The organism is Paenibacillus sp. JJ1683, assembly GCF_053006485.1.
On sequence record NZ_CM129820.1, the window covers coordinates 4206798 to 4231760 of the forward strand.

A 24963-nucleotide genomic window follows, 5' to 3' on the forward strand; every position below is an offset into this window, starting at 1 on the left:
GATAATGTTAACAATATCGTCTTAACGTATGATGTCCTTATTACCCCTTAGCGGCAGCTTGAGGTTCTTGGGTTGCCTGATCTTCGTTCATATCGCCGCCATCCGTCGCTTGATCTGTCAGTACAGTCTCAGATGAGTTACCCATTACCTTGTCTATAAGTTGTAGCCAAGGTTCTTCACTGCCTCCACAACTCTCAATATCACCGAGCAGGGACTCTAGCGTGGTTCCTTCTTCTGGCAAATCAATAACTAAACTGTCTTCGTCAACTTGGATGGTGCAGCAGGTTTTCATTGTAAATCCCTCGCTTAATTCTTATTTGAGCATGCAAGTATGCTTGCTCAGATGGGATGAACTCCCACGGATCCAGGGATAAGCCTTTTGAATCCGTCTGAAATTATAAACCTAATACATCCCAATTGCAATGAACAAACCTTGAATTTTTAAGAATTAGCGAATTAGTTCAAACATTCAGCAAGCTCCGTAAAAATCACTCCAAGCGCATAAGCCCCCGCGTCTGGATAACCAAGGCTTCTCTCTCCGACCGCTCCAGCACGTCCCATACGCGCCACGATGTTTTCTGTCTTTTTGGCCCCTAGGACAGCGGCTTGAGCACCTCGCACAAAGGCTTCCTTCACGTCAACATTTGATTTCGCGCTCTCTACCCAGCTATCCGCACATGGCACTAATGCATCAATAAGCGTTTTATCACCCACGACGGCTCCTCTACCGAAAGAACGTTCACCTGTCGATTGTATGCCTTGCACCGCAGCCTGCATCATATCTGCGAATTCGGCAATGGTCAGTTCGCTTCGTTCACCCGCAGATCGTGCTGCCGCGCGAAATGCTGAGCCCCAGATCGGACCCGAAGCCCCACCGCAGTATTCCATGATGACGAGCGAGCATGAATGGAGAAAGCTTCCCATCGTCAAGGAATCTTGGTGTAGGATGTCGCTCCATTCCCGTTTCAGCTGACGGAACCCCTTGGCAACACTCATGCCAAAGTCGCCATCGCCTGCATGAGAATCAAGATCGCAGAAAGGCACCTCATTCTTGATGATAACCTCACTCATTTTGTCAACCAGGTATATCAGATTGTTCAACGTAATCTTGTTATCCTCAATAACTGCAAAAGCAGGGGCAGTTTCCACCTCGAAAGATACTTGCCGATTTTCGTCTGCTACAGTTGATAGATCTGTGAACACGACTTGATCAGCAGGTCCAGACACCTTGAACGCAGGCGTGTTGCTTTCATGGGAAAGTAAGGTTTGCAGTTCGTCGTCCAGCTTCATGATTGAAACTGAGATGCCCGCCATATCGATACTTGTCATATAATTGTTGACGAAAGCTCGATTGATCTTGATTCCCTTCGCTGCTAGTTCGCGAGTGACCGCATAATTGAAAAGATACAGTTCTTGCAGAGGCGTACCGCCAAAACCATTGATCAGCAGTGCAATTTCTCCGCTGAATCCGTTTTCGATCTGCATGTCTCGAAGGAGGTCGGTTACCATTCTGCGTGCCAGCGTATCCGCATCTGTCAGCTTCTCGCGTCTGATTCCAGGCTCGCCGTGAATACCAACGCCGTATTCGATTTCATCAGGCCCGAGCTCAAACGTTGGCGAGCCCTTCGCCGGCACGGTGCACGACGTCAATGCAAATCCGATACTGCGTACATTCGCAGCGGCTTTCTCCGCCACTGCTTTGACTTCTGCCAAACTACGCCCCTCTTCTGCCGCTGCACCCGCGATCTTATGCACAAGTACCGTGCCCGCTACACCGCGCCGTCCGACCGTATATAGACTGTCTTCTACAGCGATGTCGTCTTCGACCTTTACATAGTCCACTTCCAAACCATCTTCAGCAGCCAGATGAGCGCCGTTTCTAAAGTTCATGATATCGCCGCTGTAGTTTTTGATAATCAGCAGTGTGCCTTTTTTCCCAGCTGTTGCTCGGATGGCCTGATACACTTGAATTTGCGAAGGAGAGGCAAAAACATCACCGCAGACCGCCGCATCGAGCATCCCCTTGCCGACAAAGCCGGCGTGAGCGGGCTCGTGTCCGCTGCCACCACCGCTGATGAGCGTTACTTTCTCCGTGTTCAGTTCCTTTTTCTTGAGCACTTTATATTTTGGTAGAAATTCCAACTCGGGATGCGCGAGCGCGATACCACTGCACATCTCAAGAACCAAATTTTCCGTACGGTTGATGACCTTTTTCATGCTATTTTACCTCCGCTTTGTACTGGCTGCCGATCCGGTCGGCCGCGGCAATTGCCGCTGCAACTTGCTCTACCGTGATCGGAAACGGCATGGCATGAATCGATTCCTCCTCAATGCAGGCTTTAGCAGCTACTTCCATGAGTTCTTCCTGGCTGATATGATCGACACCGATATCGGCCAAGCAGACCGGCAAACCGATGGTTAAACAGAAATCCAGTACCTGATGTAATTCTTCCGTCGGTGCGTTTTCGAGCACCAGCTGTGCGATCGTACCGAACGCGACTTTTTCTCCATGGTAATAGTGATGCGTGCCTTCCAGAATGGTGAGTCCATCATGAATCGCATGGGCCGCAGCAAGTCCGCCGCTTTCGAAGCCAAGACCTGAGAGTAAAATATTAGTTTCAATGATATTTTCGAGTGCTTGTGTAACATGATTTTCATCGCATGCCGCTTTTGCTTTGGCACCGTCTTTTAAGAGCATTTCATAGCATAACGTTGCAAGTGCCAACGCCGCATTCGTACCTACGGCTGGCGCACACTGTCCCTCGCGTACTCCATTAGGCAGTCCAGCGTTGACCCTGGAGTAAGAGCGAGAGGTCGCACGGGCTTCAAAGTATGTCGATAGTGCATCACCCATACCTGATACGAGGAATCGGGTTGGTGCATTGGCAATTACAGTGGTGTCAACTAATACGACACTCGGGCTTTGTTTAAAATAGGCGTAATCGTCGAATGCGCCTTCTGGAGTATAAAGAACGGCCGAGTGACTTGTCGGCGCATCCGTCGCAGCAATCGTCGGACAGATGATAAGCGCTTCCCCTTGCGCTACACATTTCGCCGCGTCAATCGCTTTGCCGCCGCCGAGACCAACGATGCAATCACATCCATTCGCAGTGGCGATTTCTTGGAGTCTAGACACTTCTTGTCTGGAGCACTCACCCATAAAACCGCTTTCAATAAAGGTTACGTTATACTTTTCCGTAGTGGAATCAAGCTTATCTTTCACCCGCTCCACATCGGCTGGATGCGCGATCAGTAAAGCAGATTTGCCAAAGGTACTCACATAGTAACCCAAATTCAACAATTCGTTTTCACCTTGTACATATTTGCTTGGGCTGATAAAAGCTTTTCTCATCTATAATTCCTCCCTTTAATGGTGTTGGTTTCGTTCTGATTAAAACTATAAACGAACCATGTGAACTTTACATCGGAGGAATCAAGGAATATATTATAATCTGCAATCGTATTTTTTTGCACTGAAGCATGTGAATTGTACTTTTTTGTTGTTGCTTACAGGATAATTTACTATTAAGGGATGAGAATCTTGATACGTGAACATTTGAGCATCCAGAAAATCTTTGATTTGAAAAAGTGGGAGCAGTTGCAGGATTCATTAGCATCCGTTACCAAATTAGCCATTCTCACCGTCGATTATAGAGGGAATCCCGTAACTAGTCACAGCCAATGTCAATCGTTCTGCAAGAAGGTTCGCCAAGATGAGAATCTCCTTCCCTACTGCCAGAAATGTGACTCTCGTGGTGGACTTGAAGCGGTGCGTTCCAACAAACCTTATATTTATCTCTGTCATTATGACATCGTTGACATCGCGGTACCAATCATTATCGACGATAAGTACATTGGCGCCGTCATGGCAGGTCAGGTTCGCCTAGCCGATCCTTCGAACGCTTTACAGCTGGAACAAATCCTCACATCAAAAAATGAAAAACTGTACAGCTCCAAATGGGAGGAACTTAAGGACTACTATGCCGATCTGCCGACGATGACCTATCAGGAAGTTCAGATGATCTCCAACATGTTATCCTTATTGTGTAATTATATTGTTGAAGAAGCAATGAACAAAAATCTTCTCGCGGAAATGTTCGAAAAGGCTTCGGCCATACAGTCCAGTCCGCAATTGTCTGATATCCTTCCTGGCTACTCGATGAAGCATATCGAAAGCCTTAAGAAAGAAATGAATAATTTCTTAGCAGATGCCTATCTGAACTCCTCAGGGGATGAGGATATTCCGTGCGGAAATCCTGTACTCAAACCCGCCTTTGAATATATTTATGAGCACAAAGGTGAAACTTTCTCTCTAAAAGCCATGGCTGACTTGTGTCACATTAGTCCGAGTTATTTTAGTCGGCTGTTTGCGAAGGAAACGGGTGAGAACTTTTCCAGCTATCTTGCCCGCTTAAAGATGAAATGGGCGAAGCAGCTGCTCGAAGCTACAGATATCCCTGTATCCCAGATCAGTAGTGAGCTCGGCTTTAATGAGCCAGGGTATTTTATTAAAATATTCAAAAAATATGAAGGCACAACACCCGCGGTATACCGAAAGTATTACAAGGGATAAATATAAAAAAACAGATGATTCATGGGTCTATCATTACCATGATCATCTGTTCATAATGTTCTTGCCCATGCTACCTCTTCAGTGTGTACTGATCAGGCTGCCTGACCTTTTTGTTAGTAATTATATTATGGCGTGTTTCTTTAGAGCTACTGTAATGTTTCTGACTGATCCTGAGCATTCGTTTCATTGTGCATAGATTCTGACTTTTTCTTGCGAAATAATTTGGCAAAAAACTTGCCTATCACACCAAACACACCTACACAAGCAGCACCAATGAGGACAAGCACCTTAACTCCCGCGCCCTTAATAAAAGCAAGGATTAATGCTAACAAGCCTACCTTTTTAGCTACTGCCAAGCCGGCCCCTCCCAAAATTAGTCCGGTCAGGCCATACTCAGAAATTTTGTCCGTTGAAGCATTAAAATCTTCGTATCGCTCACCTGATTTGACTGTCAGCTTGGGTAATATTTTCTCATTCAAGAACTTCTTATCCGCGTCCAAATGTGCAGGATCGGACACTAATATGGCAGAGATATAACCCTGACGAGTGAGCACACGAACATTATAATTAATCAGCTTTTCCTTGTTCCCATCTTCCGCCAGCATAGACCAGGTTAAATTATGGGTCGTTTCATTATAAAAAGGCTCCACATCCCAGCCTGTAACATACAGACGATCACTTTCCTCTTTTTCCTTGTTACTCTCTTCCGTACCCTCTTTATAACTATCTAGAATGGCATCTGCATCGATGTCTTCTTTTTCATCATCCTTGATATGTCCAAGTTCATAGTATTCAAAAACAACTTCCCAATTTTGATTTTCATCCTTCGGAAATATACTCCCAATTTCCTTGCCAGATGGCTTTTCGTGATTCATCTCGCTTACCTTCGCAGTGTTAGCCGCATCCAAAAAAAGAAGAGATGAGTCTAAATCAACCGCAGCTACATTTCCCAGGTCTACCTTTCGGCCACCCTCAATCCATTTTAACTGTTCACTGGATGAAGCCCACGCATTTCCTCCACTGAGTAACACCAGACTAAGCGCCAACAGCGCTCCCAAAATCGTTTGCCCCCATCTCATTTTGTAGTTACATCTGTTATCTAGTCTCTTATTCAAAACTCATTGCCCCTTTATAAATTCCAATATCTCCCGTGTTCCCAACCATATTAGCCACTGCTTTATATTTTGTCAATTCACCGTAGCAAAGGGCGTTTCCACGACTTAATACTCATTTTTATACATATGTATGCAAATTTTCTACTCTAATCGGACTGGTTTTACAATGTATGGAGGAGCGATATAAAAAGACTCATCATGGACAAGCACAATTGCGCAATCGCTGCAACTTATCCGTTCAAGTCTCTCTCACTTATAATTTCTTAAAGGACGTATCCCTTGATTTGACAACTCCGTTGACTTATAGCTTAGTCTCGAGCACATCCATCTAGCCTATAAAATGTCGAATTTCAGCAGATTAAGGAATGCATACTTCACCAAACAAGCGACTATAGTCTTAGTGACTTTATGCCTGTTTTTATACATATGTCATCTTTTTTATTTAAAAAAATGTATAGGCTTACACCGGATTGATTTAACAAATGCTGGAGCACAGAAGTAAAGATAGAGGGGATGAACACTCCACTCCTCTATCTGATGTTCTAATCCACAATCATCCGTCCAGCACCACCGCCCTGCCAGCGGCCTGTTGTGCGCTTCCCCCGTCTGGCTCCTTCCAAAATCAGCACTAGCTGCCTATGGAGCTGAGCATGTGAATATTCCTTATATTCCGCACCACTTCGGTTCGCAATATAATGCTGGATAGATTCTCTGTCCACAGCCTCCAGGTTCAGGCACATCATAGCAAACATACAATCCATCGGATCGTTCGTACCGCTTTTGAGCAGCTCGGATGCAAAGTAGCGCAACGTTTCTGGACGTAATGTACTTTGATACAACCCCGCAAACGGGACATGAATATCACTCCATGTATTGAATTCAGTAGCCATATCAGCAAAATCCTGATAATTGGAGCGAAGCACGGCTCCATCTTTGAGTTTGAATCGGCCCAACTCCAGTTCATCCAATCCGATCTCAGCCTCGGCCTCTAGCACAATATCTGCATGATGCACGGTGAAATCCGGGCGATCGGTTTGTTCCAAAAAGAGCAGCTTCAACACCGATAGCCGCCCCGTAGCCACATATGAAACTTCCTGCTCTTGCTCCAGCAGGTATAATCTATTTTTATGCTTTACAATGCCTCTGCCTACGGTCAGCGCATGTTTCCCGACGGTCACATTCATTCCGGTAATAATACCATCCGAATAATCCTGATACCGGATATCCAGAAAGCTACGGGGGTAATCCCGCAGATTTTCCAGCATCTCGGTTTTGAGAATGCGACCTTTTTCAAACTTTGGAACGATATGCGTTAACATGGGGTTTCCTCCTTTCTCTATTCTTCTTTATTTAAGGGAACAGATAGCCGATTCACACCAGGCGCAGGAGGCGGAACAATAACTCCATCATCGGTGGTGGGTGGAGCTTTACTTACTCCAAGTAATGCAGAAAATCGACGAAAATTCTTTTCTAAAAATTTGCGTATATCCATCATGCTCCCCCCTGATTGAAGACTACGATTCATTATCATCTTAGAATCTATTTATACTTTACATCCCGGCTCCGCGCCCAGCCTGCTCGCGCAGTATATAATTCAGCTCGCGCTTGTCCACAACATAGGTACGTGCAATCAGATCGTGAAGAGCCTGTTTTCTAGCTGTAAAGCCTGCCATAATAAAACCGATCCACAAAATGATACTCGATACAATTTTACTCCAGTAGCGGGCACTCGCACGTCCAAAGCTCAGCTTTTGGTTAAATTCATCTACTACAACGATACCAAGAGCCAGCTTGCCCACCGTAGCTCTGCATTTGGACGATTCCATGATCGCAAAATACAACCATGAAGCCCCCAAATTCATCAAAGTTTGTCCTAATAATTGCATAGTAAAAATAGCAGTCGGCCCGTCTGTCAGCATAGAGGTTTCTGCCGGAGATGGCACCCAATCTCCAATGGCCTGAATGATGATCCAGACCAGTCCGATAACCATAAATACAAATCCTAAAATAAGGCTGTCAATGATATAGGCCAAAGTTCGTTTCCAAAAACCTGCATACAGCATGTTATTCCCTCCATGTGTTGTGTGCTTTTCTGATTTCTGCATTTTGCAAAATCCTTAATTTATTATTTCGTGCCGTCAAAGAAATCCAGCTCGGAGAGATCATTTTCGAAGGCAAAAAAGCGCTTCGGACCCAGATACAGCAATTCATCACGGCGAGTAATCGGCACCACGTAAAAGCCCCAACGACTATCCCCGACAAAAACAAAATATTTCGTTTCCTCATTGCGAATGGAGTCCGTATCATCCTGCGGGATATCCCGGCCGTACAGCTCTTCGATTTCCTCATACGGCATGGGTTCAAAAGCATCTGGCCGACTGCGGTACACATGGCGCTGACGAAGCTTGCCCCCGTTGGCCGTCAGGAAAAATTCCACTTCGACCGCTTGAGACGGCCGGGATATAGAACCGCGTACCCGATTGCTTTCCAAACTCGCAATCAGTTCCTTCTCACGCCCCGTATGCGTCCATGCGCTGACCGTATACGGAATCGCTGGAATATGATTGGTAATGACAGGCTCAATGGTTCCCATTTTTTTAGCGTTCAGGTAACGGATAGCCCCGCGCAGACAGGCCATTTTCAACTCAGGTACTCGGCTCAGGTCTTCTGCCTTTTGTCGAAACTCAATACTGCGCCCCGGTACAAATTCCTTGAGTGCTTCGCGGAACACGTCAATCCGGCAGGACTGCCCGGTTAGCTTGATAATCGAATAATCCTGCAAGCGTCCCTCCAAATAAAAATCATCCAGAAACTTGCGCACAATATTGTAGATATCTGCCTTAAGTAGCTGCTGTACTTCACGAATATTAAACACTACATCAGGTAGACCATATTCATCACGGAACCGTCCATTCTCAATGACCGAAACCAGCCAACGATCCATTACGGCAATGTTCAGGTCGCTTTCAGCAGATAATACCTGCTCGGATTCAAAGCGGCTGCGCAATATCCCCGTACGTAGAAAAAATTCCTTTTTCATATTTTCTGCCGCACTCCACAACAGATGAAAATTACTCAGTACCCGTTGATATTCATCCCGTGTAGCATGCTCATACCGTTTGAACGCGGTAGGCAAGATCGCCTCTGCCTCACGATAGCGTTCCTCCAGCCCTGCGTATACAGCATCTACCCCAAACTCATCCACATGACGGTACAAATCTCCCGAAGGAATGCCGATCAGAGCATCAATATCAGTGTCAGGCAAACGCGTCTCAGCAGCATAATAACCTGCAAATACAATTTTCATAAACTGCATAATCCGATAGGTCAGATTATTTCCGCCAAAATTGGTATCCCCATTTTCATACGTTGTGTGAATATCCAGCTTGTAGGCAATACGCCCATCTTCAATCCGGAAGCGGCAGGAAGACAAATCTGTCGTGCCCCCACCACAATCAATGACAAGTGCCTGATACTCCTCACCGTCTGCAAAAGTTCCTCGTTCCATCTGGTCTGCCAACGTGTTGTACAGCACTGCCAGCCCTTCGTCCAGCGCATCCTCCGCTTCAATCCGGTAATCAGGCAAAATATCGCTAAACATCTCAATAAACTGGGGCTGCAGCTTGACAGGAGCAGAAAAGTGTAAATTGCGAAACCGACACTTAAATTGCTGCTCGGCTGTAGCAATCACATAACGGATAAACGCCGCTAAAATATCGCTGCGGGAAGCGGTTGCTGTATTCCCCTCAGAATCCATTAATTCTTCGATTCGCTTATAGTCATTGACCCAACGTTTAATCCCCCGCAATACCGTAGCACGGCTGCCTGCCACATCACTTCCACGTAGTGCCTCCTCCCCAAATACATAAACGATGTGCTCGGGATTGGAGCAGTCCGCGACGCGAATGGCGGTCGGCAGCACTTCGATCCAGTCGCCTTCCGTACCTTCTGGACCAGGGAATGACACATAATTGATAGCGTCCAGCCTTACTGTGCTGCTCATCCCTGTATCAGGGGCCGTAACGTAGGAACTATCCAAATAAGCACCTGCCGTGGTGTTCGAGGTGCCAAAATCAATCGCCAGTACCGCATCGGTTGTTTCCGTGCCCCGAATGATCAGCTCTGCCACCGGGATTCGATGACCCTGAAGTTTCAGCGGTAGCATCGGCTTATCTCCATAGTAGAGGTTATAAAAATATTCTGACTCCTGTCTTCGCAGAAACAGCAAGCTATAGCTATGATTGGACGTCTCTCGTAGTTCAGCATCGCGGTGACGAGAAAGATAATATACGCCTGTTCGTCCCTCATCCTTCACCAAATTTAAAACACCACATAATTCCCCTGTCGCATTCACCAGCAGCACATTAGATGAGCTCAGCCAAGGCAAATCGGATTCGATCCGATAGTTATCCATGCGACCTGTGCGCACACCCTGATACAGCGTGATTTTGGCGGGAACCCGGATACCGCCGTTCTCCTGCGGGCGGTCATTCCAGTTGCGCTGTAGTGCCAATTGCATACGTTCAAAACCGTCAGGATTTGGTCTGGTAATGAGTAGATGCTCCTCCGCGCTTCGAAATCGCAAAATTACGCGAATCAATTCTTCACGTGCCAGACGATTCGCAAAGCCCTCGACCAGTCGCTCTTTATCACATATCCCGCGCAATTGAAAGGTCGTCATTTGCTCCAATTCCGCCCGCGTGTATTTGGTTGTGAAGCGAGCGCTTTTTCGATCGGTGAGCGGGTCTAGCAACCTGTATGTATAGGGTCCGTTCATCGTTCACATGTCCTTTCTTAGCCATTTAGCCTTAATAGAGGGCGATAGCATCTATTTTCATCGTAGGGTCTTCCTCCAAAATGCCGAAATGACTGGTCCAATACAATTCCGTCGTAAACCGTGCTGGAAGAAACAAATCGAGAATCAGATCGACTTTGATTCGTGACAGCATCGTCTCCTCCTGGCCAATATATATGAGTAGTTCGTCTTTTTCCTCACAGTTGGTGTAAATGATCGAGCGATGGAATACGCGACGCATCGTTTGTTTTAGCAGATGAACAGCTTCCCCCGTCTCGTACAGGCGCAGCAGCCCTTCAGCAATCGCGTCCTGTTCCTCACGGTTTAATTGTCCAAAGGCTTCCTTTACCTTCGGGCCAAAGATGCCATCCGCAATATCACGCTGAACAAACCTTATATGATACTCTCGCCGATTCATCCCTTGATACAAATCGATCTCCGCCAGAAAATGCATCATAATATCAAATAGCGATTCTCTCAGCTCCAGATCCTCTGCTGCATCCGGTGGAAACAGATCCCGAAAAATAGAATAAAAGCGGTAGTACGGATTAATCTCCACTACCTGCTCCAAATGGGACGTATTCAGCTCAGCCAAGCTAAGCTCCATATACGGAGAATAGCTGACAGCGGGTACGAAGCGGAATTTATCTACATCCAGCCCCTGTTTCCTTGCGCGCATGAGCAAATCCCAAACGTAATTCACACCCATTCTCCTTCACACTTGTACTCTGGAAAATACATCTGCACTTCCGACACCAGAAAGCTCATTAAATCGGATAAAATGTAAGCAGGTGCGGTTGGCAAAATATTCTCAGAACCACGTCTGAACCCCAATCGCATGATCTGCTTGCCATCCTCTGTCCGTACATTATCGCTGACAAACGGATTTAACGGATACGTCTGAGTTTTGGTTACAAGGTTGCTTATATCATTTCGCCCTGCACCTCCCCAGATGTCCACACGCTCTAGCTCTAGCCCCTGTGCCGCTTCAAACGAATTGACGATGCGCGTGATCTCTGCTTTAGCCCGGACAATCACGGCCTGTTTTCCTGCATAGCGACCCAAAAAGCTGTCCTGCCGCCGATTAGACAATACCGGAAAAGTCTGACGACTAAGCTTGGTTGTAAATGGTTTCGTAACCTTCAACACATTCCATTCGCCAGATTTATCACGTGGTGTGACAATCGTCAGTTCCTCTTCTGTCCGCTTGATATAGCGGATATCACTTTCAGTCCCGTCAATCAGGTAACCATGCTCTGATCCTGTTTTACGCAAAGGCAGCACATGCTCATAGTTCACACGATCCATAGCTGGTATAGGAAAACCGCTGTTCTTTAGAGCCAGTCTTTCAATGTTCCACAGCGGAAAAACATCGGCTTTCTTATAAACGTCGAATTCCTCCAACGAAATCGAGATTTCACGGATTTCTTCATGAGCGGCCGGCTCGCCGTCCCCACCAATCAATACACAGTCCACAAATTTATAAGCGTATGGATGATTAATCGTTTTCCACGGCATGCCATTTTGCATAAATGTATGATACAACTGCTCAATCTCCAACATATAAGAACGATTATGCTCCAGACGAAAACGAATCGGGTATTTTGCAGTTTCCGTGACCAGCATTCCTAAGAAAATTCGTTTGCTGCGTACCAGTGCCGAGATTTGTTCGGTCTCCATTCCGAGAAAAAGCGTAAATAGCGGCATCTCCCCGCCTTCGCGCACCACCTCTGCCACACGACTGATGTCTACCTGTTTTTCTACTGCATCGGAGGGCAACACAGGATATAAAAATTCATGAATCGGGTCATAGTCCTCACGCGATGTCAATGACACATACACATCAAACTTTTCTTCTGTATTCTCAATTTCCTCAAATACCCGCCGTTCTAGCTGGCGGGTCATTTCTTCCTGATATTCGACGAGGTTCATAAATACCCCCGCCATCATATTTTTCAGTAAACGTCTCTGCTCTAAATCGTCCATCTTGCTCAAACGATCTTGTACCAGCTCTTTCACGACGTCTCACTCCCTTCCGGCTCCAGCATTCAATGAACATAAAAACTTATTTCCCGTTCGCAGCAGCCTGATCTTGACTCTCTGAATTAGACGCCCCGGCTGCTTTAGAAGCAGAATCAGCAGTTCCTTGCTCTTTGCTGGTGTCCGCCTTGGTCGAAGCGGCATTGCCATCCCCCGTACCACCACTTTTTGCAGTCGGAGAGGCTTCCCTCTTCGCGGGCGTAGGACCCGCTGAAGCCGTCGGCGCAGCCTTCGCTTGCGATGCTGTGGCAGAGGTTGCCGCAGCGGAAGATGAAGCTTCACTCGCTGCGTCTCCAGCATCTGTGTCGTTCAACACTCCGTCAGACAATCCCAATCCAGCAGGAAGCTGCCCATTTTTCTGCTGCTCCGCGCTCTGCTTTTCCTCCGCCTTGGCTATGCTCCGCTCCAGCGCCAGAACACTTTCGAGCTTATCAATCTCCTGATAAATCTCCTGTGCCCCGCTATAAGCATCAATGGCCCCTTCATAATCGAGATCTTTCATCAGCCGATCCCCTTTGGCCTGAAGCTTGCCAGCTTGAATCTCCTTGAGCTGCTGCTGAATAGCTGTCAATTTATCATTGGTCTCTGTAATCTTCTTCTCCAGCTCTTTTTGCGCGGACGTATAGCCGGATTTCATCGCAGCCTTATTTGCTTTTTTGTACAGCTTGAGTGCATTTGTGTAATCGCCACCCTGGAATTTTAAATCTCCGTCCTTCATCCAGCTCGCCGTCTCGGCATAGCTGTCCAGTTGGTCGATTTTATGCTCAATGTCCTTCACATTAAATGGTGGATATAGCCCGGCGCTTTTCCGTGCTTTATCGTAGCTGGCTTCAGCTTTGGTAAAATCGGCCTTTTCCACATAACCGTCTCCGTCGACCATCAATTGAGATACTTTCTGCTCTGCCGTGTACAACCGCTTGTGAATTTTATCATTAATCTTAACTGCCGCGTTTTTCGCTTCACTGTAGGATTTGAGCGCTTTTGCATAATCACCAGCTCTTGCATAATCATCCGCAGCCTGAGCCGATTCGATCATCGTTTCCAGCGCAGCCGCTTTGTTCGCAGCCATACGCGCCAGTGTAATCCATGCTCCTCCGCCCACGATTACAAAGGCGAGCAACGCAATCAAAATCCGTTTGATCAGCTTACGACGGTTTTTAGGCTTTTCCTGGAAAACTTTGTTTACATAAATGGCGGCAGCCGTGTAATTATTCACCGTCCGGCGCTGTTTGCTCAGCAGGACCTCTTCCAACGTATCCGTCAGCATACCCGGGTCCTTCGCTTCCTCCAGCGCACCCAGCATTTCCGCCAGTTCAACGTCCTCCCACATCCCAGATGTAGCGAGCAGCATGACATCTCCATCTGCAAGCTGTGTCTTTTTGGCGTAATGGGCATGAACCCCATTCGGATTCCCCAAGTATTCCAGCAGATTCCCCCGTTCCTCGTGTGTACTGGTCGCTTCGTCTGGAATACGACCATCATCTGCCAGTGACTGAGCCAGGCTATGATCCTTACTACGAAAATTAAGCCTTCCATTGCGAAAATGATATAGCCGCACATTACCGCACGAAACGTACACCATTTTGTTGTAGTTGGTCACTACCATCAGTAGACTGGCCTTAAGCCGGACACGACGGCTTTCAAATTGCAGCCATTCCTGCGCTTCACGCAGATCTCTCATCAAACGCCGCTTGGACATGGAAGGCTTCTCCATAAAGTTTTCCAGCACCGTTTTGACTACCATTTCTGCGCTGCGCAGCTCCTGATCCGAATCCAGACCGTCTGCGAGGACATAACAGGCCATGTCGTCCGTCTCCATGAATGCAAAATAGTCCCGGTTATCTATATAAGAGCCCGCTTCCGACACAAAGGCGGTACTAAAATCGCTGTTGTCCTTGCGCATCGCTACCCCCGTCTTTCTTGTTTCATCCTATCGCCAAAATAAGCACTGTCGCATTATCCTGACTTTTAAACCCTTTATCGTTAATGGTGTCGATCATGGCATCCGCCATTTCCTGCGGTGTTCCGCCCTTGCGCATGATCTCTTCCTGCTCAATCTCAGTCAGCGCCTCCTGAATGCCATCACTGCACAGCAGCACATAATCACCCGAATACAGGCGAATCGGTGCATTCCCCAGTTCCATGCTCTCAAAGCCTTCATAACCCAAGTAGTTGACCAGTTGATTGCGTACAGGACTCGTTTTAGCTTCCTCTGAGGTCATTTGTCCAGCAAGCACTCGTTCTTCCAGCAGTGTTTCCGCTGTATGCTTGGAATTGACTGTCTGAAAGTGACCATTGCGGTAAATTGTAATCAAGCTGTCGCCCACCGCTCCGTAATACAGCTGATAGCCGCACACAATGACCGCCGCGAGCGTCGTTCCCCCGCCCTGCCCATTCAAATTTTGCAAAATACCGCGATTGCTTTGGGTTGCAGCCTCTGCAAAATATCCGTTCAAATTCGTTGCATCTTCTAACTTGGCAAATGCCTTCGTAAAAGTCGTCACAGCCAAGGTACTGGACATACGTCCATTAGCCAGCCCACTGATCCCGTCTGCAACAACAGCCAGCGTACCCACAGGGGTGGTCATACTGGAGAAATAATCATCCTGCTCGCTCCGGCTCCCGATCGTTTGACCATTTCCAATCTCAATTCCACTCACGGTACGGCTGCCGGAACTTCGCGTCAGTCGTATACGGATGATGAGAAGAACAGCGAACAGCACCGCAGCTCCACATACAACAAAATAAGGCTGCATCTCGTTACCTCCCTGCACCATTGCCCACTTCCGTTCTAATTTTCGTTATCCCACTCGAAATGAGCGCCGCACAGCGGAATAAAGATAAATTTGCTGCGTCCGAGCTGAATCACGTCATAAGCAGCCAGCTCCACTGGTGAATATACCGCCTCGTTATTGTGATACGCCAAGCCTGACGAATCGCCTGGCAGCAAGTAAAAGTTGCGTTTCTTCGGATCATACACAATGACCGCATGATTTCTGCGGGAAATCGTGTTGTCTCCGATAATACGGACATGCATTTCCTCTGCGCGCCCGATAAAGTTTTTTTCTGCCATAATGCGATAGTCCTGACCCACCTGTGCTCCTTCGATACATACCAGCCATCCGGTTACCGGGTGAATCCCTACCGTCTCGCCTAAATACGGCATGGTTTTGTCATCGTCTCCCGCAACGTTTGTTTTCGCTGCTGGTTCCGCGCTCTTGGGTGCGGCTATATTTACTACCGAATTACAATAAGGACACGTATTTCCGTGCTTTCGTGTACTGAACATGTGTCCGTTCGGGCATCTTGTCAAACTCATAGTCGGTTCCTTCCCCCATTGTCTTGATTGTCTTTACAGCGATCTACGTGTTATGCAATTTCTTCTATTTAACGAGCAGCCTAGTATTGGCAATATATAACAAATCTCCTGAGTAAATTCGGTAAGGTTCGCCACTTTCCAGTTTTTTGGTGACACTTTCGTTCGCAGACCGTAGCCCGGTACCGTTGCCGGAATCCACATCCTCCACAAACCAGTCGCTGTTTACCCGGTTGAGTACCGCATGCTCCACACTTACCAAGGAAGCATAATCTGTACCTGCTAAATCAATATCTGCCTCAGAGCGTGATGTTGTTTTGCCGATTAACAATGATGTTTCGCTTTCGATGTACCATTCTTTAACAGACTCACCCTCTTCATCAATCAACACCAGCTTGGCAATCCGTTTACGCTCTGCCTTTGGCTTGGGCACAGGTACCACGGACACCAGATTGCGCAGTATGTATACAAGCACGCTAATCCCAATACCTATCGCGACCACAGTCTTCAAACCGCTGTAGCCTGTACGATTAAACACATAAAAGGCGATCGCCAGCATCAGCCCGAACATGGCAACATCTATGATGAAAACCCATCTGCTCTGCGCCGTTTTCACTGCTTGCTTCCCCCGTTTCTATCCTGAAATCATCACTTTTTACGAATACCAAAAAATTGGTTGAACATGGCTGAGGTATCCGTCGGATCACCGGATTTTTTCGTTTTTTTCCCTGGTGAGCCCTCCTTCGTTTTCGGATGAAAGCCGAAAAATTGCTCAAAATCAGTGCCTATGTCAGCCGGATTGAATCCTTTAGCTGTCCTATGCGTACCGCCTGAAGGTGCTGCCCCTCTCGCTTTATCTTGCTGTTCTCCGCTAGTTCCCGTAGCTTTTCGGATGAGCTCAGCATCGTATGCCTGCCGCAATGCTTCGTCACGCAAGGTATTGTAAGCCTCGTGAATCAGCTTGAACTTGCGCGTTGCTTCCTCGCTTCCCTGGTTGGTATCAGGATGATACTTTTTGGCCAGTTTACGGTAAGCTTGCTTAATCTCTGCCTCCGAAGCATCCCGGCTGACACCGAGCAGCTCATAGTAGTTGGTCATTGTCTGATGTTCCCCTCTCCGAAAAAAATAAATATTAAGAGACCCGTAGGCCTCTTAATATTTATCCACCCTTCACGTATGCCCCGGGTGAGTGTGTGTTTAAGCTACGCTTAACGTTAAGACGTTAAGCTTAAACCGGATATCCGCCGTCGATGGTAGCCAACTCGGTTTTGTCTTTCTTTTGTTTGATGTAGAGTGTAAACGCACCTACACCTTCTGTGTCGCCGAAGTGCTCGTTGTAGTCTACAACGAAAGCATTCGGGAAGTAGATTTTACGCACCACTTGATCGGCTGCGATAACTTCCAGTGTTACTTTACGGTAGCTGTCTGCTTTTTCAGCAGGAACCAGAGACCACAAAGCCAGTTTCAGCGTGTCATCCGCGCTGTCACCATCTACTGCTGTGATGATTTTACCGCTGATGCGCAGCGTGGAGCCTACGTCAGTGGAGCGTGCATTGGAATCGTCCGGTGTATCGGTGTCATAAATAACCGTTTGGATGTTATCCAAGCCCAGCTCGATTGTTTCTTGTCCTTCTACTTTCAATCTGAATCCCATGTGTGTTGCCTCCTTGATATTAGGTAAAATGCTGGCGGAAGAAGCAGGGCTTCTCCGCGATTTATGTATAAAGGCGGTTCTGGATAGAAACGCCTCTACCATCTTTCGTAGTGCTCGGATCATGATTTGACCGAGCTGGTTCCCTTAGTGATCATGACTTCCAGGTTCTTCACATTACCATTGAAGACCAGATCGATATGACACATATTGCTTTTTTCGTCAATAATGAAGCTCATATCATCTCCGTCCTGAATGATCGAGTTCACAGATCCTCTGCTGCTCAGCCACTTGCTCTTCTGGCTGCTCGGATTGTTACTAAAGAAGCGGACGATATTTTCGTGCTTGAAGTCACCTGTTTGGTAGCGCAAAATACGTTCAATGTACGTGCTGACCAGCGTTTTGTAGATGGAGTCAAAGCCGTCCTCGGACATCGCCATGCTTCTTGCCTTGTAGACAGTAATCCGGCGGATATCCTTATCCTGAATCTGAGCATTCTCGGACGAGAATACAAAGCCAAAGTTTTTACGGTTGATGGCATCCTTGATCGTGTTGGTGAACCCAGTGATTTCCTTGGCCATCGTCGTCACCGTGCGCAGACTGTTGTCTCCAGCTTCAATGTCGAAGCGTACACCCGGGAAGTTTTTATTGACCGTTTTGAACGTCTCACGCAGGTATTCAGGACATTGATAGGAAGCGACCAAGCCAGCGGCCACATAGGCAGCGCCCACATATACGCCCTCGATCCACAGCTTGAGAATATCTTCTTTTTCCTTGGAGAGCTGCACACCGTCTTCGGTCTGTAGCATTTTGCTATCAATAATGACACCCGATTTATCCTTCGGAATAATGGTAAAGTTCGGTACACAAGGAATCGCAAATTCGCTATATTCTCTGCGTACAAGACTGGCGCATTTATCGACATATTTATCGATGCCTGCTGTCGCCATACTGTTGAAGGTCGTCTCTTCACCGGATTCAAAGTTAAAGAACATTTGAATTTTGTAATCCTTCACGACTTGCAGCAGCATCGAAAGCGATTCCATCGAATTTCCGCCCTGCTTTACGACCTTCTCGTTGCCCTTAAAGCGTTCACGAGAAACTTTTACCTTACCGGCTGCTTCAAGCTCGATAGATGGAACGATCCCGAACCAGATGGTGTCGCTGAATTCATTTTTGGCATTTACGGTGTTCAGGTACGTTTCCAGACGCGGGATATTGCTACTTTTCACCAGCATGTCCAGCTTGTTATTCGCTACCAGCATTGTCGGCAGCATCCCTTTGCTCTTCGTCGCATATTGATCGAAGAACATTTTGACACCGAGGATTTTTTCTACCAGCGGCTTAACCGCCTTTACGAAATCATCCTTGGCATTTTTATAGAACTCCAGATACGTGTTGTAGTTCTGAACTTCAACCGCTGTGTCAACCTTGGTCTGAACAGCTGGCAGTGGCACAAACGTGCGAACCACCAAGTCTTTTACATAGTCAGAAGGCGTATCTGTAATAGAGTTGTAATCTTCTTCGAATACTTGGGAGAGATCGCCAGTGCTGTTCTCATCCAACAGCATCAGTTCAGTACTTTCGCTCTTCGGCGCTTCAATAATTTTCAGTTCGCCGCTTTCCCCAATGGAGAGCATACCCACCTGGATCAACTCACCGGCGTTTTCCTCTTGGGCCCCACCGAGCAGAAGTCGGGTTTTGATGTCCTCAATGGCCAGTGGCAGCATAGCCATAACGTTGTTATAGTTCTGGCTCGCTTCCTCGAACATGGCATTCAGCTTGTCACCCATATCGAGTTTCTTCGGATCGCCATCATCCAGCTTGTCGTATTCACCGTACATATAGTGAATTTCTTTGCGGACTTGACGAATATCGTCCATAACCTTTTTCGGTGAAATCATATCCAACAGATTTTCGAATTTGAAATCTACATTGGTGATACCTTGACTGCGCTTAGTATCAATGAGCGTAAACAACATTTTCAGAAAATCATTGCTTTGATTAATACGAATTTCAGAAATGCTATCCTCATCAATTCCCTCAGGCTTTTTAAGGGTGTAGACGACCTTTTGATTGGCCGCGTTAAAAAATGAATACACGGTCGGTGAAAACTTATCCAAAAATTCGTCAAAGCTGCGCACCAGAAGGTGCTGATTAATTTCCTTGATCTTCTCATCGCTCAAGCTGTCGATACCCTTCACATCACCTACAATGGTGATCAGGTCCAGCTTTTCCGGGTTAATCTCTTCAAAAAGCATTGTCCGGTTGGTTTGATAAATGATTTCCATCGCTGTCGACAAATGAATAAAGTTTGAGTATAGGTCCATTGCTCCATATTCGGACATGGGATGTCCAATTTGAAACGGACGAATATTCATTTTTAGTTCATTTGCCTCCTCCCCCCTACTTAACATTTAAATTCGTCAAAGGATTGAGCTTATACCACATTTACGGTACAGGCATATAACCTCGAAAATCGGTCCGAAGCGCTATTCGGCTTTTAACGGCAAGGCATTCAAATGAGATAAAATTCAAAATCAAAAATCATATAACACAGAAACTTCAAATTTATGATTTCGTATTCCTAACTTCAATCCCAATTTTTGCCGTTGATACGAGAGCTATCATACAAAGCACCCTTTAGTTTTGTCAATTTCTGTAGTCTCAGATTGAAATAGGGCATTTTGGCTCATTTTATGCGTGATTACGTAATTTTTATGATATGTTAGACCTGTTTCTTCAGGGAAATATTCACAAATGGAATCCAATTGCCGATAGAAGTTCATTGGATATTTCTGATAAGCGTAAAAGTATCAAATTCATGGCTAATGTGAGGGTTTTCAGCTGTTTTGATCCTTTATCCCTTATATCCCAAGGATTAGGAGAGTTGGCACGCCCACATTGGTCTCGCCGATGGAGGAGCTTATGTTCAGAATAAGGAAACTAGGAATTATCATTTTCATGACTTTTGTACTATTTTTCCAAATGAGCTTAAACGGGGTCATTTGCACTGTAAATCAGGCTAATGCAGCATCTTCGGGGACTGCTCCGATTGAGGGTTACGATGCTGTTTTTGTACTGGATACCAGCTATTCCATGAGAGACACGGATCCCGAGGGTATTGCCGCCGAAGTCATTAGTATGTTTATGGACTTAAGTGATGCAGACCGTACACGCGTAGGTTTCGTCGCCTACAACCATCATGTTGTCGCCTCAAAACCACTTACCTCGATTGGCGTGGCAGCGCAAAAATCGCAAATTCAGCAGGAAATCAGAATGTTGAACCGTTCTGGCTATACAGATTTGGGACTTGGGCTGCGTAAAGGCTCAGAACTGCTAGCTGCCGGAGCATCCCAAGGGCGTCAGCCTTTTATGATTTTATTGTCAGATGGAGAGACTGATTTTGGTGCCTCTTCTGGTTCTCGGTCCAAGGGTGACTCGAATAACGATGTATCCTCTGTCATCAAATCTGCACAGAACAAGGGATACCCGGTGTATACGATTGGCCTGAACCATGATGGCACGGTAAACCGGCAAGAACTCGAACGGATCGCTTCTCAAACGGGAGGAGCTTCTTTTATTACGAGTAGTGCTGAGGATCTGCCGGAAATTCTGAATCGTATTTTTGCCAGTCAAATTCGCTCCAAACTCGTTCCAGTTGCTGCAATTACGACCACTGGCGAGATGCAAGAATTAACGGTGACTCTACCGGACTCTAGTATGGAGGAAGCCAATCTGGTGCTTTTGTCGGAGCATCCCCTGCTGGAAACCCAGCTATACTCCAATTCAGAAAATGTCCGTAGGTACAAGTCGAGCCGATATGCAATTTTGAAAATTGAGCATCCACAAGCAGGTAAAGTGAAGTTGAAATTACGGGGCATACGCGGAGATTTGGTTAAAATCAATTTACTTGGCAGCTACCGACTGGAAGCTGAAGCTACTATAGGAGGAACGCAAACAACAGCAACTCATGGCGACAAGCCTATGCAATTGCTGAAGGGACAAGCGACACCATTTCAAGCTCAGCTCCTGTTACCGGATGGCCAAAATCTTACAGATGAGGCCGTATATACATCTCTTCAAGCCCATATTATAGTTACCCCTGTAAAAGGCGGTACAGCTAAAAAGGTGCCTATGACCTATAAGTCAGGAGCCTTTCATACCGAATATGCGTTCCCACAAACGGGTGATTATACATGGCAGCTATCTCTGGATAGTCCGCAGTGGTACCGTAAGGGAATTGTACATAAAGTTCACGCCACCAATGCAGCACCACAAGCTTTAAAAGACCTGACGATACATCTGGTAAAAGAAGACGGTGATTCCCGTCGAAGTTTAGAGGATTTTATTGTTGATCCCAATCATGACAAGCTGAATTATAAGCTGGATTCAGGAGCCTCTGAGGATACAATTAATGCCGAGATTAACGGTAATGATCTGCTGCTATCCAAGCTTCACACAGGTGACACGAAGCTAAAGATTACCGCTACCGATCCAGAAGGTGCATCCAGTAGCGCTACACTGACCGTTTCAGTCCAATCCCGGTATACAGCCATTAAATGGACGATAGCCATCAGCATTGTGATAGCTGCTCTTCTGTATTGGTTCTTGCGACCGAAGCCGCAGTTTGCTGGAAGAATCGAAGGATATTTTCTCGCTACAGCGAGTGGACAGGAGATTCCGGTAAAATCTTGGCCGCTGACCTCCTTTCCGGGTCATAAGGTCAGCTTGCAGGAGTTATTCCGTACGCTTGACGTTCACGAACCATTACCAGAAGCGGAACGAATCCTATTTTCCGCAGGTAAAAAAGGGACTCTGATCGTGAAACATGATACACGTTGCGCCCTGCAGCATGGAAAAATCAGATTGAGCCGTAACAAAAAAGCGGTCATGGCGTATGGTGATAAACTGTACATCACATTTGAGGACGGCGTCACTGAAATTGAGCTGCGGTACAAGGCGATTAAGCCGAACACTTCACTGTACACCGACCATATTCAAGCTCCGACAGGATAACGCCCGTCGGAATAAAAAAGAGAAGCACCGTCTCTTACGATTAACGAACCGTAAGAGTAGGGCGCTTCCCTTTTTTTATCCAATATTCCGCACGTAGTGCGGCTTTAAACCATCGAAGTGAGCGGCAACGCTTGTTAGCCTGTACCTCCAGACCACGCCGAATCACGTACGGCAGTAGTGAAATCCCTGCATTTTCGATCCGAATCCGTTCGGTCCGATCTGCAAATAATCTGCCTGGCACGTCCGGTGGAGGTGATCCTTTTTGGCAATAATACAGCGTGGCGGCCAAGCTATAAATATCCGACACAGGTCCCTGCCGCGAACGGTTAGAGTAAAATTCCAGCGGAGAATAGCCTGCCGTCGTGAAGATCGGATGCTCCTTGCCTTCGAAATGCACAGCAGAGCCAAAATCAATCAGCTTGATGTTGCCATGTTCCCCAACCATAATATTGCCTGGCTTAATGTCCCGATGAATAATTCCTTTGTTGTGTATATACTCCAAGGCATCAATTAATGGCAGCAGCGTTTGGTACAAAAAAGTAGGATCAGACGTTGGCACAGCCTCTTCTTGCATCATTCGATCCAGCGTCTTGCCTGCACAGTATTCCATGACCAGATAAGCAGTTCCATTTTCCTCAAAGTGATCTATATAACCGACAACCCCCGGATGATTTAATTCCTTCAACATTTGCCCTTCACGCAAGAAATAATGCATAAACTCTACATATTTGGATTGCATAGAAGCGCTACAAGTGACCGTTTTTCGATCCATCCCCCGCAAAGCCAGCGCATTCGGAAAAAATTCCTTTACAATCACCTTTTCTCGGTTATCCAACAGCCTTGCCGTATACACGATGGCCAGCTCACTGCGGGACAAGGCGCTTCGAATTTGATATGTATTTCGCAGCTTCGTATTGCGGGCAAGCAGATTCCCGCTTGTATCCACGATCATGACTCGTCCTCCTGTCAGGTTCTTAGCTTATGTCTTTTGTATATATCGGCTTATTACACGTCTTTTTATTATACCGTAAATCAGGTTATTGGAAAAACAAATAACCTGCCATAATCTCCCTTAGAGAAATGATGACAGGTCTTTTGGCATTCATCTGGTCCTATTTTCTCAAATCGTTTAACCTAATTTTGTACCTGGCTTCATACTGCGTACACCGTTGGTGTTTTTCTTCCGTTCGCTGCGCAGTTTGCCTTTACCTTGTTCTGGAGTGCGAATGGTGAGGGCAATCAGGAACGATACGACGCACAGCACAGCAATTGTGGTAAAGGTCGGGATAAATCCGCCGAGCAAGGCAGCGATAAATGACCCCGCCAGCGCACCAAGGCCAAAGCCCTGATACACAATACCATAGTTTTTGCTTTGGTTCTTCAGACCGAAGAAATCAGCTACGATGGCAGGAAAGACGGTAATATTGCCACCGAAGCAAAAAGCAATTCCCGCTACACAGGCAAAGAACAAACCAAAATTCAGGGGTACCAGACTCAGTACTGTAACTGCAACTGCTGTTGTTAAAAGTGCACCTGCTACCACTTTCAGACGACCTACCTTGTCCGATAGCGCACCTAATATAATCCGACCCGCCGTGTTGAAAATAGCGACCATAGCGACCGCATTGGCAGCTGTTGCTACATCCAAGCCAGCCATCCGTACACCGATATCTTTGACCACTCCGATCAGGTAGAGACCACTCATACAAGCGGTAAAGAACATGACGAACAGCAGGTATGCCTGCTTGGTGCGCAGCATTTCTTTAACGGTATAGTCCCGCTGTACAGCCCCATTTTGTTCCGAAGGTTTGTTCACAACTACTGCTTCTTTCACCAGGAAAGAACCACCGACGATCATGATCAGCACGATGATACCCCAATACAAAAATGCCTGCGATACGCCAACAGACTGAATCAGCGAACCGTTAATATACTTGAATATCAGACTGCCTGTTCCGTAAGCCCCAACTGAAATACCGGAGATAAGTCCTTTCTTCTCGGGAAACCATTTAATCAGATTTGACAGTGATGTAATATATGCCGTTCCATCCGCAAAACCTACGACAATACCTGCCAAAATGTACAGCAGGGATAACGAAGTTACCTGTGAACTGAGCATGAGCCCTGCCCCTAACACGACACCTGCACACAAAATCAGACGACGAAGTCCCCATTTATCCTGTAGCTTGCCTGCAAATAATGTAGCAAACGCCAGTGCAAAACTGGTAATTGAAAAGGTAATAGCGACCGAACTGAGGTTCCAGCCAAAGCGGTCCACCAACGGTTGATTAAATAAACTCCATGTATAAATGGTACCTAAACCCATCTGGACAATAATCGTTCCCAGTACGACCAGCAGGCGATTTCCGCTGTTTGATTTCATATTGATCTCCTCTTTTCATTCCGGCTCTACAGCATCCAATTGTTATGATGATAACCGTGAATCCAATACGC

21 protein-coding genes are annotated in these 24963 nt (G+C 46.6%); 2 read left to right on the forward strand and 19 right to left on the reverse strand.

From position 1 onward, the window contains the following. Nucleotides 1-40: 40 nt before the first annotated feature. The 3 genes from ACUC6J_RS17985 to ACUC6J_RS17995 form a co-directional block, all read right to left on the reverse strand. Nucleotides 41-292, reverse strand: coding sequence for a hypothetical protein (locus ACUC6J_RS17985; protein WP_013372537.1), 252 nt, complete (start codon nucleotides 290-292; stop codon nucleotides 41-43). A gap of 164 nt (nucleotides 293-456) precedes the next feature. After that, nucleotides 457-2217, reverse strand: coding sequence for a dihydroxyacetone kinase subunit DhaK (dhaK, locus tag ACUC6J_RS17990; RefSeq protein WP_016818682.1), 1761 nt, complete (start codon nucleotides 2215-2217; stop codon nucleotides 457-459). A gap of 1 nt (nucleotide 2218) precedes the next feature. Beyond that, nucleotides 2219-3352: a glycerol dehydrogenase gene (locus tag ACUC6J_RS17995; protein WP_016818681.1), complete on the reverse strand. Its 1134-nt coding sequence runs from the start codon at nucleotides 3350-3352 to the stop codon at nucleotides 2219-2221. Nucleotides 3353-3541: 189 nt separating this feature from the next. On the opposite strand from ACUC6J_RS17995, the gene ACUC6J_RS18000 reads away from it, so the two are divergent. Then, nucleotides 3542-4573: a PocR ligand-binding domain-containing protein gene (locus ACUC6J_RS18000; protein ID WP_447249230.1), complete on the forward strand. Its 1032-nt coding sequence runs from the start codon at nucleotides 3542-3544 to the stop codon at nucleotides 4571-4573. Between the two features lie 146 nt (nucleotides 4574-4719). Here ACUC6J_RS18000 and ACUC6J_RS18005 read toward each other — a convergent pair whose 3' ends face one another. From ACUC6J_RS18005 to ACUC6J_RS18070, 14 genes are all read right to left on the reverse strand, one after another. Next, nucleotides 4720-5652: a DUF2167 domain-containing protein gene (locus tag ACUC6J_RS18005; RefSeq protein ID WP_447250306.1), complete on the reverse strand. Its 933-nt coding sequence runs from the start codon at nucleotides 5650-5652 to the stop codon at nucleotides 4720-4722. A gap of 578 nt (nucleotides 5653-6230) precedes the next feature. After that, complete coding sequence (locus ACUC6J_RS18010) at nucleotides 6231-7007, reverse strand: DNA and RNA helicase (protein WP_447249231.1); 777 nt, start codon at nucleotides 7005-7007, stop codon at nucleotides 6231-6233. A gap of 17 nt (nucleotides 7008-7024) precedes the next feature. Continuing rightward, entirely contained in the window at nucleotides 7025-7180 is a 156-nt protein-coding gene (locus ACUC6J_RS18015) for a hypothetical protein (RefSeq protein ID WP_447249232.1), read from the reverse strand. Between the two features lie 58 nt (nucleotides 7181-7238). After that, on the reverse strand, nucleotides 7239-7751 hold the full coding sequence (locus tag ACUC6J_RS18020; RefSeq protein WP_017426761.1) for an RDD family protein: 513 nt from the start codon (nucleotides 7749-7751) through the stop codon (nucleotides 7239-7241). Between the two features lie 62 nt (nucleotides 7752-7813). Then, nucleotides 7814-10465 carry a molecular chaperone gene (locus ACUC6J_RS18025; RefSeq protein WP_447249233.1) on the reverse strand — a complete coding sequence of 884 codons (2652 nt, stop codon included), beginning with the start codon at nucleotides 10463-10465 and terminating at the stop codon, nucleotides 7814-7816. Between the two features lie 31 nt (nucleotides 10466-10496). Beyond that, nucleotides 10497-11186, reverse strand: a complete 690-nt coding sequence (locus tag ACUC6J_RS18030) for a hypothetical protein (protein WP_016818675.1) — start codon at nucleotides 11184-11186, stop codon at nucleotides 10497-10499. Beyond that, the gene (locus tag ACUC6J_RS18035; RefSeq protein ID WP_430209791.1) at nucleotides 11183-12502 is read right to left on the reverse strand and encodes a normocyte-binding protein; all 1320 of its coding nucleotides are present in this window, start codon (nucleotides 12500-12502) and stop codon (nucleotides 11183-11185) included. The genes ACUC6J_RS18030 and ACUC6J_RS18035 overlap by 4 nt, the downstream gene beginning before the upstream one ends. 46 nt (nucleotides 12503-12548) lie before the next feature. Next, nucleotides 12549-14426: a serine/threonine protein phosphatase gene (locus tag ACUC6J_RS18040; protein WP_447249234.1), complete on the reverse strand. Its 1878-nt coding sequence runs from the start codon at nucleotides 14424-14426 to the stop codon at nucleotides 12549-12551. Nucleotides 14427-14448: 22 nt separating this feature from the next. Next, on the reverse strand, nucleotides 14449-15279 hold the full coding sequence (locus ACUC6J_RS18045; protein WP_025676108.1) for a PP2C family protein-serine/threonine phosphatase: 831 nt from the start codon (nucleotides 15277-15279) through the stop codon (nucleotides 14449-14451). Nucleotides 15280-15314: 35 nt separating this feature from the next. Then, nucleotides 15315-15842 (reverse strand): FHA domain-containing protein, encoded by a 528-nt coding sequence (locus ACUC6J_RS18050; protein ID WP_025365579.1) that lies wholly within the window; start codon nucleotides 15840-15842, stop codon nucleotides 15315-15317. 64 nt (nucleotides 15843-15906) lie between these two features. After that, nucleotides 15907-16455, reverse strand: a complete 549-nt coding sequence (locus ACUC6J_RS18055) for an FHA domain-containing protein (protein ID WP_447249235.1) — start codon at nucleotides 16453-16455, stop codon at nucleotides 15907-15909. Nucleotides 16456-16487: 32 nt separating this feature from the next. Then, nucleotides 16488-16937 (reverse strand): DnaJ domain-containing protein, encoded by a 450-nt coding sequence (locus tag ACUC6J_RS18060; RefSeq protein WP_447249236.1) that lies wholly within the window; start codon nucleotides 16935-16937, stop codon nucleotides 16488-16490. A gap of 130 nt (nucleotides 16938-17067) precedes the next feature. Continuing rightward, a complete protein-coding gene (locus ACUC6J_RS18065) occupies nucleotides 17068-17493 on the reverse strand; it encodes a hypothetical protein (protein ID WP_007431573.1) in 426 nt (141 codons plus the stop codon). Nucleotides 17494-17612: 119 nt separating this feature from the next. Continuing rightward, complete coding sequence (locus ACUC6J_RS18070) at nucleotides 17613-19781, reverse strand: hypothetical protein (RefSeq protein ID WP_025365581.1); 2169 nt, start codon at nucleotides 19779-19781, stop codon at nucleotides 17613-17615. Between the two features lie 625 nt (nucleotides 19782-20406). Between ACUC6J_RS18070 and ACUC6J_RS18075 the strand changes: the two genes are divergently transcribed. Then, the gene (locus tag ACUC6J_RS18075) at nucleotides 20407-22509 is read left to right on the forward strand and encodes a vWA domain-containing protein (RefSeq protein ID WP_447249237.1); all 2103 of its coding nucleotides are present in this window, start codon (nucleotides 20407-20409) and stop codon (nucleotides 22507-22509) included. Nucleotides 22510-22549: 40 nt separating this feature from the next. On the opposite strand, the gene ACUC6J_RS18080 is transcribed toward ACUC6J_RS18075, so the two are convergent. Together ACUC6J_RS18080 and ACUC6J_RS18085 are read right to left on the reverse strand one after the other, a co-directional pair. Continuing rightward, nucleotides 22550-23461, reverse strand: coding sequence for a serine/threonine protein kinase (locus ACUC6J_RS18080; protein ID WP_019688284.1), 912 nt, complete (start codon nucleotides 23459-23461; stop codon nucleotides 22550-22552). Nucleotides 23462-23638: 177 nt separating this feature from the next. Next, entirely contained in the window at nucleotides 23639-24892 is a 1254-nt protein-coding gene (locus tag ACUC6J_RS18085; RefSeq protein ID WP_017426752.1) for an L-lactate MFS transporter, read from the reverse strand. Between the last annotated feature and the right edge of the window lie 71 nt (nucleotides 24893-24963).